This is a genomic window from Bacillus cereus group sp. BfR-BA-01309 (assembly GCF_022664315.1).
Classification (GTDB): Bacteria; Bacillota; Bacilli; order Bacillales; family Bacillaceae_G; genus Bacillus_A; species Bacillus_A mobilis.
On sequence record NZ_JAKUHE010000017.1, the window covers coordinates 1 to 13,170 of the forward strand.

Consider the following 13,170-nt stretch of genomic DNA (forward strand, 5'->3'; position numbering starts at 1 on the left):
TCAAACTCTCCAATAAAGTTAGTTTGTCTAGCATCTAAAAATAAAAATTGACGTTTCACGTTGTTTGTTTCGTTCAGTTTTCAAAGAACTAAAAGCGGGTGAAGAGAATCGAACTCTCGACCAGAGCTTGGAAGGCTCTTGTTTTACCACTAAACTACACCCGCGTGGTCGGGAAGACAGGATTTGAACCTGCGACCCCCTGGTCCCAAACCAGGTGCTCTACCAAGCTGAGCCACTTCCCGTTATGGCGCGCCCGAGAGGAGTCGAACCCCTAACCTCTTGATCCGTAGTCAAACGCTCTATCCAATTGAGCTACGGGCGCTTATTCATGATGTTTTTTCGTCGTTGTATTTTGGCGACTCAATTATCTTATCATACTACATTTTCAAATGCAAGTACTTTTTTAAAAAAGATTTTTGATGCGGCCGAGAGGACTTGAACCTCCACGGGGTTTCCCCCACTAGGCCCTCAACCTAGCGCGTCTGCCGTTCCGCCACGACCGCGCGGAAAAAACAAAAGTGAGCCATGAAGGATTCGAACCTTCGACCCTCTGATTAAAAGTCAGATGCTCTACCAACTGAGCTAATGGCTCGTAAATGGCTGGGCTAGCTGGATTCGAACCAGCGCATGACGGAGTCAAAGTCCGTTGCCTTACCGCTTGGCTATAGCCCATCGAAATGTTTATCTTCTTTTCAAAGACAAAAGTTATTGTAACATAATGTCCAATAAAAAACAACTGCCAAATAGCAGAAGTTAAAATGGCGGTCCCGACCGGGGTCGAACCGGCGATCTCCTGCGTGACAGGCAGGCATGTTAACCACTACACCACGGGACCATTTGGTTGCGGGGACAGGATTTGAACCTGCGACCTTCGGGTTATGAGCCCGACGAGCTACCGTGCTGCTCCACCCCGCGATAATACTACTTATATAATTTATATGGTGGAGGATGACGGGATCGAACCGCCGACCCCCTGCTTGTAAGGCAGGTGCTCTCCCAGCTGAGCTAATCCTCCGAAGTGGTGACCCGTACGGGATTCGAACCCGTGTTACCGCCGTGAAAGGGCGGTGTCTTAACCACTTGACCAACGGGCCAGTATATATGGCAGAGAAGAAGGGATTCGAACCCTCGCACCGCGTTAGCGATCTACTCCCTTAGCAGGGGAGCCCCTTGAGCCACTTGGGTACTTCTCTGTATGGCTCCGCAGGTAGGACTCGAACCTACGACCGATCGGTTAACAGCCGATAGCTCTACCACTGAGCTACTGCGGAATAATAAAGACAATTTGTATCTTATAAAATTTCTCATCGTAAGTCAAGATGTTTTTTCACAGCATCTTGTACACACGTGACATGTTTATAATATACTGGATTGCGTTTTCACTGTCAAGATGTTTTCTTTATCAGCTTCAGTTTCCCTTTACACTTTCCGCAGACATATCTTTTTGTATTTATTTGACGTCTTCTTACATATTGAAGCAAACAGCCCATACATTCATACGTATAAACCTTTTTTCCCTTCTCTTCATTAATTATTCGTTTACAGAAGCGTGGCGCACCAACTTCTTTTAACAATTCACGAAAATCTCTATCCCGGTGCTTATAGCCCCTTCCTGTAATATGTAAGTGATAATGACAAAGCTCATGTTTAATGATTCCGACTAACTCTTCTTTCCCATACATTTCGTAATATCGATAATTCAGTTCAATATTGTATGTATTCAATAGATAACGTCCACCAGTTGTACGCAACCTACTATTAAACATAGCTTTATGTGAAAATGGCATTCCGAAGTATTGTAGTGATACTTCTTCCACCAGACGCTGTATTTCTTGCTCATCCACTCTCATTCCTCCTAAACTAAAAAATATTTTTACACTTTTCTCCTCCCTTATACATATATTAAATAGTACATATACCCATCCTCATTCAAGAAGCGTGGTTTCTAAAAACATAGCATAAATAGAAATCCACTCACCAACCTCTCATCAATAGTACCTTAGATTTTTGAGAGTAGGATTAAACAAGGAGGGATTCCTATGCCTACGTGGCTAAAAAAACAAATGCAACGCGCATATTTCGAAAAAAACCGGTATCAAATTAAATTACTAAATGAATGCTGGTTTTATTATAGCAAAATACATCAAAGCTCATAATCCACTACACATTTTATCCCATAAAAAAAAGAGCAGTTTCATCTGCTCTCTTCTCTTACTATTCCATCGGCAACATAGATAGTGCAACGCGACCTTTTTTCGTATCAATATCATCTACCCATACTTTGACGATTTGTCCGACAGATACAATATCTAACGGATGCTTCACATACTGTTTGCTTAGTTTAGAAATATGTACTAAACCATCTTGTTTTACACCCACATCAACAAAAGCACCAAAATCAACAACGTTACGAACTGTTCCTTCCAGTTCCATACCACGCTTTAAATCTTCTAATTTCAAAATCCCTTTTTTCAGAAGCGGTTTAGGCAACTCATCCCTCATGTCTCGCTCTGGACTAATGAGTGCATCTATAATATCAACTAACGTCGGTTCTCCAACTCCCGTTTCTTCCGATAACTTAGAAATCTCCACTTCTTCTAAGCTCTTTTGCAACTGCGGCTGCCCTACATCATCTTTTGATAACCCTAAGCTCTTCAATAACAATTCAACATTTTTATATTGCTCTGGATGAATACCCGTTCGATCTAACGGATTTGCCCCTTCTAATATACGTAAGAAACCTATACATTGTTCATATGTCTTCGCACCTAGACGCGGTATTTTCTTTAAGTCTGTTCGTTTTGTAAATTTCCCTTCTTCTTCACGCTTTGCCACAATATTTTTCGCAACAGTTTTCGATAAACCCGAAACATATTGTAATAAAGCAACTGAAGCTGTATTTACATTCACACCGACTTGGTTAACTGCCGTCTCTACTACAAACGTTAACGATTCATTCAACCTCTTTTGCGATACATCATGTTGATATTGTCCAACCCCAACTGATTTAGGGTCAATCTTTACAAGTTCAGCAAGTGGATCTTGCAGACGTCTGCCGATAGAAACCGCACTTCTTTCTTCAACCTGTAAATCCGGGAATTCCTCACGTGCTAAATCAGAAGCCGAATACACACTCGCACCAGCCTCGTTCACAATAATATAGAAGACTTCTTGTTTCACATTTTGTAATACATCAACTATAAATTCTTCTGATTCTCTAGAAGCTGTACCATTCCCAATCGCAATCATTTCAACTTGATATTTATCTATAATAGAAAGAACTTTCGTTTTTGCATCTTCATATTTACGCACTGGTGGATGCGGATAAATAACATCAATATATAGAACTTTCCCCGTATCGTCTACAATAGCTAATTTACAACCCGTTCTATATGCAGGGTCTACAGCCAACACAACCTTCCCTTTCATTGGAGGTTGTAATAACAAATTACGTAAGTTCTCAGAGAAAATATGTATCGCTTGTTCCTCAGCTGTTTCTGTTAATTCTTTTCGAAGCTCTCTTTCAATAGAGGATTGAATTAATCGTTTATAACCATCCTCAATCGCCAACTTTACATAATGTGCACTTTTAGAATCGTTATCACGAATTACTTTCTTATATAAGAAAGTTACTATCTCATCTACTGGTGGAACAACAGAAACTCTCAATATATCTTCTTTCTCACCACGATTCATCGCTAATACACGATGCGGTACTACCTTCTGCAACGGTTCTTCATAACTGTAATACATTTCATATATATTCTTTTCATCTTTCTCTTCATCTTTTACGGACGAAGACATAACACCTTTTCTAAAAGTAACATTTCGAATCCAACTACGATACGCCGCTTCATCTGAAACGATTTCTGCAATAATGTCTTGGGCACCTTGCAATGCCTCTTCTGCAGACTGTACTTCTTTCTCTGCGTTAATAAACTCCACTGCCTTCTGATTTGGATCTTCTTTCTTATATAATAATAACCATTCAGCTAACGGCTCTAGTCCTTTTTCTTTCGCAATCGTTGCTTTCGTTCTTCTTTTCTCTTTATATGGACGATATAAATCTTCTACTTCTTGCAACTTTACAGCTTTAACAATTTGCTGACGTAACTCTTCTGTCAGTTTCCCCTTCTCATCAATAAGACGAAGAACCTCTTCTTTCCTATCTTCAAGCTGCATCATATATTGCCATCTCTCTAAAATTGCACGAATTTGCACTTCATCTAAAGAGCCTGTCCATTCTTTTCGGTAACGAGCAATAAATGGAACTGTGTTACCTTCTTCTGTTAATTGAATAACATGACGAACTTGCTTTTCGGTAAAGCCTAATTCTTTCACTAACATTTTCATTAACGCTTGTCGATTATCTACCATTTCCATATACAACCGTAACCTCCTCTATAATAAAAAAAAGTTGCCCTGTAAAGAGAGCAACTTAAACTGCCGATTTAAAAATCTATTAGTCCTAAACTAATTTGTAGCGCTTCATCTACACGAATCATCATCACTTCATCTAAGTGAGTGATTTTGTCCGTTAAGCGCTGCTTATCGATTGTTCGAATCTGCTCAAGTAAAATAACAGAATCTCTCTCAAAACCGTACTTTTTCGCATCAATTTCCACATGAGTGGGTAATTTAGCTTTTTGAATCTGTGCAGTAATAGCCGCTACAATCACCGTTGGACTAAAACGATTTCCGATGTCATTTTGAATGACAAGAACCGGACGAACGCCTCCTTGCTCAGAACCAACAACTGGGGAAAGGTCTGCAAAATACACGTCGCCGCGTTTTACAATCAAAATATTACCCCCCGCTAACTAAGCGTTCTACTGTATGAGCTGCTTCATACTCTGCTAAGAAAGCTTCAGATGCAATACCAAGATTAATTTTTCCCATTTCAATGTACCCACGTCGCATTGATTCATGTTGGTAGCGTTTCTTCGTCTTATGTTGACGCAATAACAGTTGTGTTGCCTGGCAAATTAGTTCATGGCGATTCTTATTCTCTTGTTTTCCAATTCCGTCCAATTCCGTTACCATTTGCTTTGGCAACCGAACCACGATTTCAGTAGTTACACTTGATTCGGACACAAAAATACACCTCCACCGTCAACTACACACCCAAATATATATATGACACCTATTGTAATAATACCATTGTATGGAGCCTGTTGCAAAGACTTCCTTATTCCTTGCTTATGTTTTCCAATTCACAAACAAAACATTCATATTCTTTTATTTTTTATCTCATTACAAACAAGAAGCGAAAGAGTTTCTCCGCAAAATTCACGTTAAATTATGTTAAAAGTAACTATAAGTACAAAGCTTCTCATCAAAAACGAGCTTATTCTTAACCAATGAACAGTCCTCTCAAATGACAAGAAGCAAAACATACTACCTTCTATATATTATTCAAATAATTAATTACCTCTACAACCTTACCGTGCCGTATAAATATTCTCGGCACACGGAAACTTATCGTTGCAATAACCTCATAATTAATGGTCCCGGAGTATTCAGCAACCTCAGCAGCACTAATATACTCATCACCTTGTCTTCCAATGAGTGTAACTTTCGTACCAAGCGGCACTTCACAAGGAAGATGTATCATGAATTGATCCATTGTTACTCGACCTACAATCGGTACCCTTTTACCATTTATAAGCACTTCAAATCCTTGTAACCTTCTAAGCCATCCATCCGCATATCCAATTGCAACGGTTGCAATCCATTCTTCCGTTTTCGTTCGATAAGTGACGTTATAACTAATTCCATCCCCTTTAATCACCTGTTTAATATGAGCAACTTTCGTATGCAATGATAGCGCTGGCTCTAATTTAAACGGTAAAAAAGGGCGTATTTCTACAGATGGGGATAACCCATACATCGCAATGCCAATTCGTACTGCATTAAATGTAATCCCTTGAAAACGTAGCGTTGCAGCACTATTAGCTGTATGGACAAACTTAGGATCTACTCCGAATTCTTTCAACCAACTTAACTGCTGCAAAAATGTGTTATATTGCTTATCAAAGTAAGAAGTCTCCACCTCATCCGCTGTTGCAAAATGCGTATAAACTCCTTCTAATTCTAAAAATGGTGCACCTTCTAAACTCTTTAAAAATCCTTTTAATTCTTTGCGTTCGCGTATTCCAATTCTCCCCATGCCACTATCGAAATTAATATGGTATTTCATTGTAGATGAACCATCCCAAAGTTTGATCGCTTCATCCACCCATTCTTTTTGAAAAACAGTTAACGCTACATCATTTTCAGCAGCTACATTGACATCACGAGGTGGGGAAGGACCTAACACTAAAATCGGCACAGTAATACCAGCCCTTCGAAGCACTAAAGCTTCATCTAAAAAGGCAACCGCTAACCTTGTCGCCCCTGCTTCTAATGCCGTTTTAGCTACCGGTACATAATCGTGTCCATATGCATTCGCTTTAACTACAGCAAAAATCTCTACATCACTTGGAATGAAATTTTTAATATGTGTAATATTGTTATAGATCGCATCTAAATCCACTTCCACCCAAGTGTCACGGTAAAATGGTGCTTCTTCCATAAATACACTTCCTTATACACGATATGCGAAGCTTATTCTTTTATATGCTTCTTTTATGAAATCCACCCTTCAAACTAAGAAAAGACGTGGTGCACATATATCACCACGTCTAAGAAGTTTACTTCACTTGCTTCTCTGTAACTGAACGAGCAACCATTAATAGCTCCTTCGGCTCTAAACCTTTAGACACGAGCATATATTCTACTCCGTTATGCGACCACGTTAAAGAATCTTTCGTCAATGCCCCAATTGTAAAGCCAAGATCAACCAATTCTCCGCTCACACTTATCGCTGACGAAGCCTCTGCAACTTTTGCCTTTTCTTGTATCAAAGTAAAGGATTTCTTACTTCCAGTGTATGTGAGTATCGCACGCTTGCCACTGTCTGTCTTCAACTCTTTTTCATCTTTCAAAACCATACCTTGCGGCGTATCACGCGGATACAAAATTGCAAATGGTTTGTCTTCTTTCGCTGTTGTTGGAACATCTACTTGCGCTCTAGACATATTTTGTTTCGTATCAAATGCACCTTTATCAAATTTCGCATCAAATTTCACTTTTGAGAAATCTACTTTCACAAGAACATTTTGATCATTATCCATTAACTTCACCGAAACTGGTGTTAAGTCACTTTTCTTCAATGTAATCTCTTGTTTCGGTAACATGTTTTGATGTTGATAGTTTGTTTTCGTTTTAAAAATATAATACTTATCTGTTTTTTCAAAAGTAAGGTTTTTCTTATCCTGCAAAATATCTCTCACAAGGGATTCATATAAATAAGCCTGGCTACTATTTTGCGGCCAATCACTTTGGAAACGGAAACTCTTATTAAGCGCTGGCGTTAATACAAATACCCCTTCTTCATTCCTTAAAATAATTTGGCTTTGATCTTTCTTCGCATTCTGCAAATTCACACGATAAAAAGAAGGTTCCTTATGCCATATTTCTACCTTATACTCCTGAGGCTCATTCCCTGTTTTAATAGATAGTTTTGCTTCAGCTTGATAACTTTTCATCCCTTTTACTTTCGCCTCTAAATCTCTCACAACATCATCTTGTTTCTTTTCCATACAACCCGCCAACACAAAAACGGTTAATAAACCGACAAGAACTAAAAACAGACGCCTTTTCATCACTTCAGCCCCTTTGCCCCTATAAATGAATGGAAGATGTGCCTTCCTTATCGCTACATCAAATATATGAGACAAAGATATAAAATATGCAGACTAGCGTGACGAGCTTTCTAAAACAACTTGAGCAACAGCAAATTCCCTACTATGACTAATTGATAAATGAACAATATGCTCTGTACTTGTAACGAGAATCGGCTTACCTCTAGCATCATTTCTTACTTCAATATCTAAAAAACTTACTTCTTTCCCAATACCAGTCCCTACCGCTTTTGAATACGCCTCTTTCGCTGCAAATCTTCCAGCTACAAACTCTGTAAGACGACTTCCCTTCAGTTCCTTAGCAACATTACGTTCACTTTCAGTTAAAATACGCTCCATAAATTTAAGTTTTCCATCTAGCATTTTTTCAATTCGATTCAATTCAATAATATCGATTCCAATCCCTACAATCATTTCAAAATCCCCTTCTTCTATTTAGCTTTCTTTTTTCATATTGTAAGAATAACAGAGAATCTTTCTGATGCAAAAGGAGTGATACTAACAACATGCTAATACCTTCTGCCCGCATTCCCTTACAACCAATCGTCATCGCTTTACTTCTCATACAATTAGTCATGATTATGTTAGGCGACTTTTTTCTCTTTCCCATGTCATCCTACAATGAATATATCGCTAAAGGAGAATGGTGGCGTCTCATAACTTCCTTACTTGTACATGTAGACTTACAACATTTCCTTTCTAATAGTATTTGTTTATTTGTACTCGGCTCTTCTATTGAAAAACAACTAGGGCACTTTTCTTTCATCATTATTTTTTTCCTTTCTGGCATTCTTGGAAATATTTCTTCTTATCTTATTATGCCCCTTGAATATATTCATGCCGGGGCATCTGGTGGTATTTTTGGATTGCTAGGAGCACAATTATTTCTATTGTATAGTCGATATCGTTCTTCCAATCCAAGAGACATTGCTATTTTTTCAATCATGATATGTATATTACTACTATTCACTTTCTTCAATCCCTCCGCTAACCCTATAAGTCATTTGACAGGATTGATCATTGGTGGTATTTGCACTCCTTTATTAGCAAAAAAATTCGATGGTGCAGAGCTTATTTAATATAAAAGCTCGCACCATCGACAATTTCTACCTCTGTTTGTTTACTTAAATCTCTCATTAATTGAAATAAAGACTCATCCTTCTTCTTCGCCTCAATCATACAATCAATTTGCGGAACACTTCCCTTTATCTTTTTTAAAAAAGATAAAAAACTATCTACGTCAATAAAGTCCGCATGCGCTCTCGGGTCTTTCCCTTCTCTAGGACTAGAAATGTGCATTTTCACTGGTAACAAAGACGACTCCCACGTATGTACAACACGCGCCCAATCTTCATGCCAATCTTCTCGATCATGATTCATCATATGGTGATGCAAATCAAACACGACTGGAATATCTAACTTTTCACCTAAATACAATGTTTCTTCTAAAGAAAAGGTCGTATCATCATTTTCTAATATGACCATCTCTTGGATACCTCTTGGAACACTTGACCAATTTTCTATAAAGCGTTCTAATGCGAGCTCCTTATCGTTATAACCTCCACCCACATGTAATACGCATCGTTGCTTATGTTCAATTCCCATACCTTTTAATAATTTTTTATGCATCTGCAATGTTTTTACAGATTGCTTAAAAATTTTCTCTTCAGGTGAATTCAGCACAACAAAATGATCTGGATGGAAATCAATACGCATATTCATTCGAATAGCGTAACCACCTAGCAGCTTTAAATTTTCTTTTAAGGGGCGAATATAGTTCCACTCTAACAACTCCTCATGATTCGCTAAAGGAACAAGCTTGGAACTAAGCCGAAAGAAAGATATATCATGCCCTTTATTATGCTTTAATAACCGTAAGCAATTTTCTAAATTCGAATTAGCAATTCTTTCGAGTTTACGAATTGCAGCCTCTCGGTCATCAATTCGTTGAAACTGCGCATATGTCATCGTTTGAGATGGAGATGCGTTCTTTACATGTACACTCATCGCAACATACCCAAGTCTTACAAGCATGTAGCACCTCTTTTCTACACAAGTTATTATGTAGTATGTACAATTACAGAAATAAAAAAAGAGAATGCCGGCAAAGGGCATTCTCTTTTGTATTAAGCTTGTGGACGGCTATGATGTTTTCTTTCGCCACGTCCATTTGAAGATCCAGGACGCCCTTGACCTTCACCTTTACGACCACGGCTACCGCCATCACGATTACGATCACGGTTACGGCCATCGCCACCACCGCGTCCATCACGATTGCGATCACGGTTACGACCATCGCCACCGCCGCGTCCGTCACGACTACGATTACGGTTACCATCACGGTATCCGCCTCCGTTACCGCCGCGTTTTTTAGAACCGCCACCTCTTGAAACAACTGGTGGTTCTGATGTTAAAGCGATTGGAGTTGTATCTGGTTCTTTTGTCATCATTTTTAAAGCAGCAGCTACTACTGTTACAGAGTCGTTCTCTTCTAACATTTCTTCTGCAATACGCTTGTAGTATGATAAATTCTCATTTTGAATTGTGCTTTGAAGTTTTTCAGCGATTAAACGTTGTTGACCTTCTAATGCCTCGTCAAGTGTCGGTGCTTCCATACGATCAACTTTACGTTTTGTTGTGCGCTCGATATTTTTTAATTGTCCTGATTCACGTGGTGTTACAAATAGCATTGCAATACCTTTTTTACCAGCACGGCCAGTACGACCGATACGGTGAACGTATGATTCTGGATCTTGTGGGATATCGAAGTTATATACGTGTGTTACGCCTGAAATATCAAGACCACGTGCAGCAACGTCTGTTGCAACAAGAACTTCAATAGCACCTTCTTTAAATTTACGTAATACAGACATACGCTTCGCTTGTGTTAAGTCACCGTGAATACCTTCTGCTGCATAACCACGTAAGTTTAACGCTTCTGATAATTCATCAACACGACGCTTTGTACGACCGAATACGATTGCAAGCTCTGGAGATTGAATATCTAGTAAGCGTGTTAACACGTCAAACTTTTTCTTTTCTTGCACTTCTAAATAGAACTGCTGAATGTTTGGCATTGTTACTTCTTTTGCTTTTACTTTAATGTGTTGAGGCTCAGTCATGAAACGCTCAGCAATACGACGGATTGGATCTGGCATTGTCGCTGAGAATAATAATGTTTGATGTGTTTCTGGCACATCTGTTAAAATCGCTTCAATATCTTCAATGAAGCCCATGTTTAACATTTCATCCGCTTCGTCAAGAACAACAGTCTCTACGTTTTGTAAGCGAAGTGTTTTACGGTTAATATGATCTAAAATACGACCCGGCGTACCAACAATAATGTGTGGGTGTTTTTTTAGAGCACGAATTTGGCGGTTAATATCTTGACCACCATAGATTGGTAAAATACGAACGCGTTTATGTTTACCAATTTTGTATAGCTCTTCTCCAACTTGAATTGCTAATTCACGCGTTGGCGCGATAACAATACCTTGAACTGCTTCTTTATTTGTATCCACTTTATCTAATAGTGGTAATCCGAATGCTGCTGTTTTCCCTGTACCTGTTTGTGCTTGCCCAATAATATCTTTACCTTGCAATGCATGTGGAATTGTTTCAGCTTGAATCGGCGTAGCCTCTTCAAAGCCCATGCTTTCAACAGATTGCAGTAAAGACTCACTTAATCCTAATTCTCGAAATGTTGTCAATGTTACTTCTCCTTTTCTATCCTATACTTATCATTTAAAAAAAGGCGTTTTCCGAATTTGCGGAAAAGCCCTTTTCCTGAATGCTCACGTATATAAACGGGCGTATATTCTTCGCGAAAATACTTCTAAACGTTATTACACTTTATCAATTATAAGTTTTGTATGTGTAAAAAGCAAACCCAACTGTTACCTTATTTTCATATTCAGAGTTTTTTTCTTCACTTTTATTTTTTTATATTTACTGTAAGCGCTTATTATAAGTTTCTTCTATTTTCGCAGCTATCATCCCTATTTATATACACCAATTATTTCAACATCGTAATTACTTCTTCCAATTTCATGCCACGAGATGCTTTTATTAATACAACATCTTTCGCATCAACTACTGCTTGCAACTCTTTTACTAACTCTTCTTTATTATCATACGCCTTTACACGTTCATTAGGGAAATTAATTTTCGCTCCTTCAGCAATTTGAGCCCCTAATTTACCATATGTGAACACATATGAGATTTTTGCTGGATCGATTAATTTACCTACTTCATAATGAAACTGTACTTCTTGATTTCCAAGCTCTAACATATCACCGAGTACAACAATCTTTTTAGCAAATCCATCTAAACCATTCATTAAGTGGAATGCTGCTTCCATAGCCGTTGGACTTGCATTATAAGCATCATTGATAATTGTTAAACCACTATTTGTTTTTACAATCTCCATACGCATGCCTGTCATTTGAAGTGTAACTAAACCTTCTTTCATCTCTTCCCACGTTACACCGAAATGTTTCGCAATTGCCATTGAAGCAAGCGTATTGTACACATTATGTTTTCCTAATACCGGTAGATAGAATGAAATATTTTCTTCTCTATTCATTTTAAAGTGCGTCCCAGTTGCCTGTAATGTTACAGTCGTTGGATAGTAATCATTTGCTCTAGCGTCACCAAACGTAACTGTTTCAGCCATTAAATTCATTTCAGGAACACGATTTGTTAATAATGGCTCATCTCCGTTATATACGAATACTCCACCTTCTTGTAATCCTGTCACAATTTCCAATTTCGCTTCAGCAATCGCCTCACGAGAGCCTAAGTCCATTAAATGTGCCTCACCAATGTTCGTAATGATAGCTGCATTTGGACGTGCTAACTTAGATAAGAATTCAATTTCCCCTCGGCTCGACATACCCATTTCTAATACAGCCACTTCTGTATTTTCTTCTAAGTTTAAAATGGTAAGAGGTAACCCAATATGGTTATTGAAGTTTCCTTCTGTTTTTTGAACTTTGAATTTAGTCGCAAGAAGACTTGTTACAATATCTTTTGTAGATGTTTTACCGTTACTACCTGTCACACCAATAACCTTAACATCCAATTGATCGCGATAATTTTTTGCTAATATTTGTAATGCCGATAGCGTGTCTTCTACAAAAATAACTGGAAGATTCTCAGGTGGATTTGCTACATCTTTCATCCATAATGTCGCCACAGCTCCATTTTCAACAGCTTTGTCCACAAAAGCATGTCCATCGAAACGTTCACCTTGAATTGGAACATATAAGTTTCCCTTTTCAATTTTTCTCGTATCAATAGACACTCCTTGTATAGTAATTCCCTCATATTGCTCTGCTAATCCCGTACCATTTACCATCTGTTCTACTTGTTTTAACGTTCGATTTATCATGAAAACACTCCTTACATAGAGGAAGCACTATTC

12 protein-coding genes and 12 tRNA genes are annotated in these 13,170 nt (G+C 38.4%); 2 read left to right on the forward strand and 22 right to left on the reverse strand.

The genetic code is table 11. The features are described from left to right. Positions 1-93: 93 nt before the first annotated feature. The 13 genes from MR115_RS24140 to MR115_RS24200 form a co-directional block, all read right to left on the reverse strand. Positions 94-164 (reverse strand) — tRNA-Gly (locus MR115_RS24140). Position 165: 1 nt separating this feature from the next. Further along, a tRNA-Pro gene (locus MR115_RS24145) sits at positions 166-242 on the reverse strand. A 3-nt stretch (positions 243-245) separates the two neighbouring features. Next, positions 246-322: transfer RNA gene (locus MR115_RS24150), tRNA-Arg, on the reverse strand. A gap of 98 nt (positions 323-420) precedes the next feature. Further along, positions 421-503, reverse strand: a tRNA-Leu gene (locus tag MR115_RS24155). Between the two features lie 16 nt (positions 504-519). Further along, positions 520-592: transfer RNA gene (locus MR115_RS24160), tRNA-Lys, on the reverse strand. Positions 593-597: 5 nt separating this feature from the next. After that, a tRNA-Gln gene (locus tag MR115_RS24165) sits at positions 598-672 on the reverse strand. Between the two features lie 87 nt (positions 673-759). Then, a tRNA-Asp gene (locus MR115_RS24170) sits at positions 760-835 on the reverse strand. 3 nt (positions 836-838) lie between these two features. Further along, a tRNA-Met gene (locus MR115_RS24175) sits at positions 839-915 on the reverse strand. Positions 916-939: 24 nt separating this feature from the next. Next, positions 940-1,015, reverse strand: a tRNA-Val gene (locus tag MR115_RS24180). A gap of 4 nt (positions 1,016-1,019) precedes the next feature. Beyond that, positions 1,020-1,094: transfer RNA gene (locus MR115_RS24185), tRNA-Glu, on the reverse strand. Positions 1,095-1,102: 8 nt separating this feature from the next. Continuing rightward, positions 1,103-1,193 (reverse strand) — tRNA-Ser (locus MR115_RS24190). Positions 1,194-1,196: 3 nt separating this feature from the next. Further along, positions 1,197-1,271, reverse strand: a tRNA-Asn gene (locus MR115_RS24195). A gap of 114 nt (positions 1,272-1,385) precedes the next feature. Further along, positions 1,386-1,844: a SprT family protein gene (locus MR115_RS24200; RefSeq protein WP_242243029.1), complete on the reverse strand. Its 459-nt coding sequence runs from the start codon at positions 1,842-1,844 to the stop codon at positions 1,386-1,388. Between the two features lie 195 nt (positions 1,845-2,039). Here MR115_RS24200 and cmpA point away from each other — a divergent pair, with 195 nt between their 5' ends. After that, entirely contained in the window at positions 2,040-2,156 is a 117-nt protein-coding gene (cmpA, locus tag MR115_RS24205; protein WP_001143642.1) for a cortex morphogenetic protein CmpA, read from the forward strand. A gap of 58 nt (positions 2,157-2,214) precedes the next feature. Here cmpA and MR115_RS24210 read toward each other — a convergent pair whose 3' ends face one another. The 6 genes from MR115_RS24210 to acpS all read right to left on the reverse strand — a co-directional run bounded on the left by MR115_RS24210 (position 2,215) and on the right by acpS (position 8,159). Further along, positions 2,215-4,383, reverse strand: a complete 2,169-nt coding sequence (locus MR115_RS24210) for a Tex family protein (protein WP_242243030.1) — start codon at positions 4,381-4,383, stop codon at positions 2,215-2,217. 68 nt (positions 4,384-4,451) lie between these two features. Beyond that, positions 4,452-4,802 carry a type II toxin-antitoxin system endoribonuclease NdoA gene (gene ndoA, locus MR115_RS24215; protein WP_000635963.1) on the reverse strand — a complete coding sequence of 117 codons (351 nt, stop codon included), beginning with the start codon at positions 4,800-4,802 and terminating at the stop codon, positions 4,452-4,454. 4 nt (positions 4,803-4,806) lie between these two features. Beyond that, positions 4,807-5,094, reverse strand: a complete 288-nt coding sequence (locus tag MR115_RS24220) for an antitoxin EndoAI (protein WP_000004570.1) — start codon at positions 5,092-5,094, stop codon at positions 4,807-4,809. A 310-nt stretch (positions 5,095-5,404) separates the two neighbouring features. Continuing rightward, positions 5,405-6,574, reverse strand: coding sequence for an alanine racemase (gene alr, locus MR115_RS24225; protein ID WP_061680004.1), 1,170 nt, complete (start codon positions 6,572-6,574; stop codon positions 5,405-5,407). Positions 6,575-6,692: 118 nt separating this feature from the next. Next, complete coding sequence (locus tag MR115_RS24230) at positions 6,693-7,643, reverse strand: LolA family protein (protein ID WP_033656280.1); 951 nt, start codon at positions 7,641-7,643, stop codon at positions 6,693-6,695. 156 nt (positions 7,644-7,799) lie between these two features. After that, positions 7,800-8,159 (reverse strand): holo-ACP synthase, encoded by a 360-nt coding sequence (gene acpS / locus MR115_RS24235; protein ID WP_242243031.1) that lies wholly within the window; start codon positions 8,157-8,159, stop codon positions 7,800-7,802. Between the two features lie 92 nt (positions 8,160-8,251). On the opposite strand from acpS, the gene MR115_RS24240 reads away from it, so the two are divergent. Then, positions 8,252-8,824, forward strand: coding sequence for a rhomboid family intramembrane serine protease (locus MR115_RS24240; RefSeq protein ID WP_063259413.1), 573 nt, complete (start codon positions 8,252-8,254; stop codon positions 8,822-8,824). On the opposite strand, the gene uvsE is transcribed toward MR115_RS24240, so the two are convergent. The 3 genes from uvsE to murF form a co-directional block, all read right to left on the reverse strand. Beyond that, a complete protein-coding gene (gene uvsE / locus MR115_RS24245; RefSeq protein WP_242243032.1) occupies positions 8,817-9,779 on the reverse strand; it encodes a UV DNA damage repair endonuclease UvsE in 963 nt (320 codons plus the stop codon). The genes MR115_RS24240 and uvsE overlap by 8 nt on opposite strands. 92 nt (positions 9,780-9,871) lie before the next feature. Next, on the reverse strand, positions 9,872-11,455 hold the full coding sequence (gene cshA / locus MR115_RS24250; protein ID WP_000206603.1) for a degradosome RNA helicase CshA: 1,584 nt from the start codon (positions 11,453-11,455) through the stop codon (positions 9,872-9,874). A gap of 305 nt (positions 11,456-11,760) precedes the next feature. Then, positions 11,761-13,137 (reverse strand): UDP-N-acetylmuramoyl-tripeptide--D-alanyl-D-alanine ligase, encoded by a 1,377-nt coding sequence (gene murF, locus MR115_RS24255; protein ID WP_242243033.1) that lies wholly within the window; start codon positions 13,135-13,137, stop codon positions 11,761-11,763. Positions 13,138-13,170 lie beyond the last annotated feature (33 nt).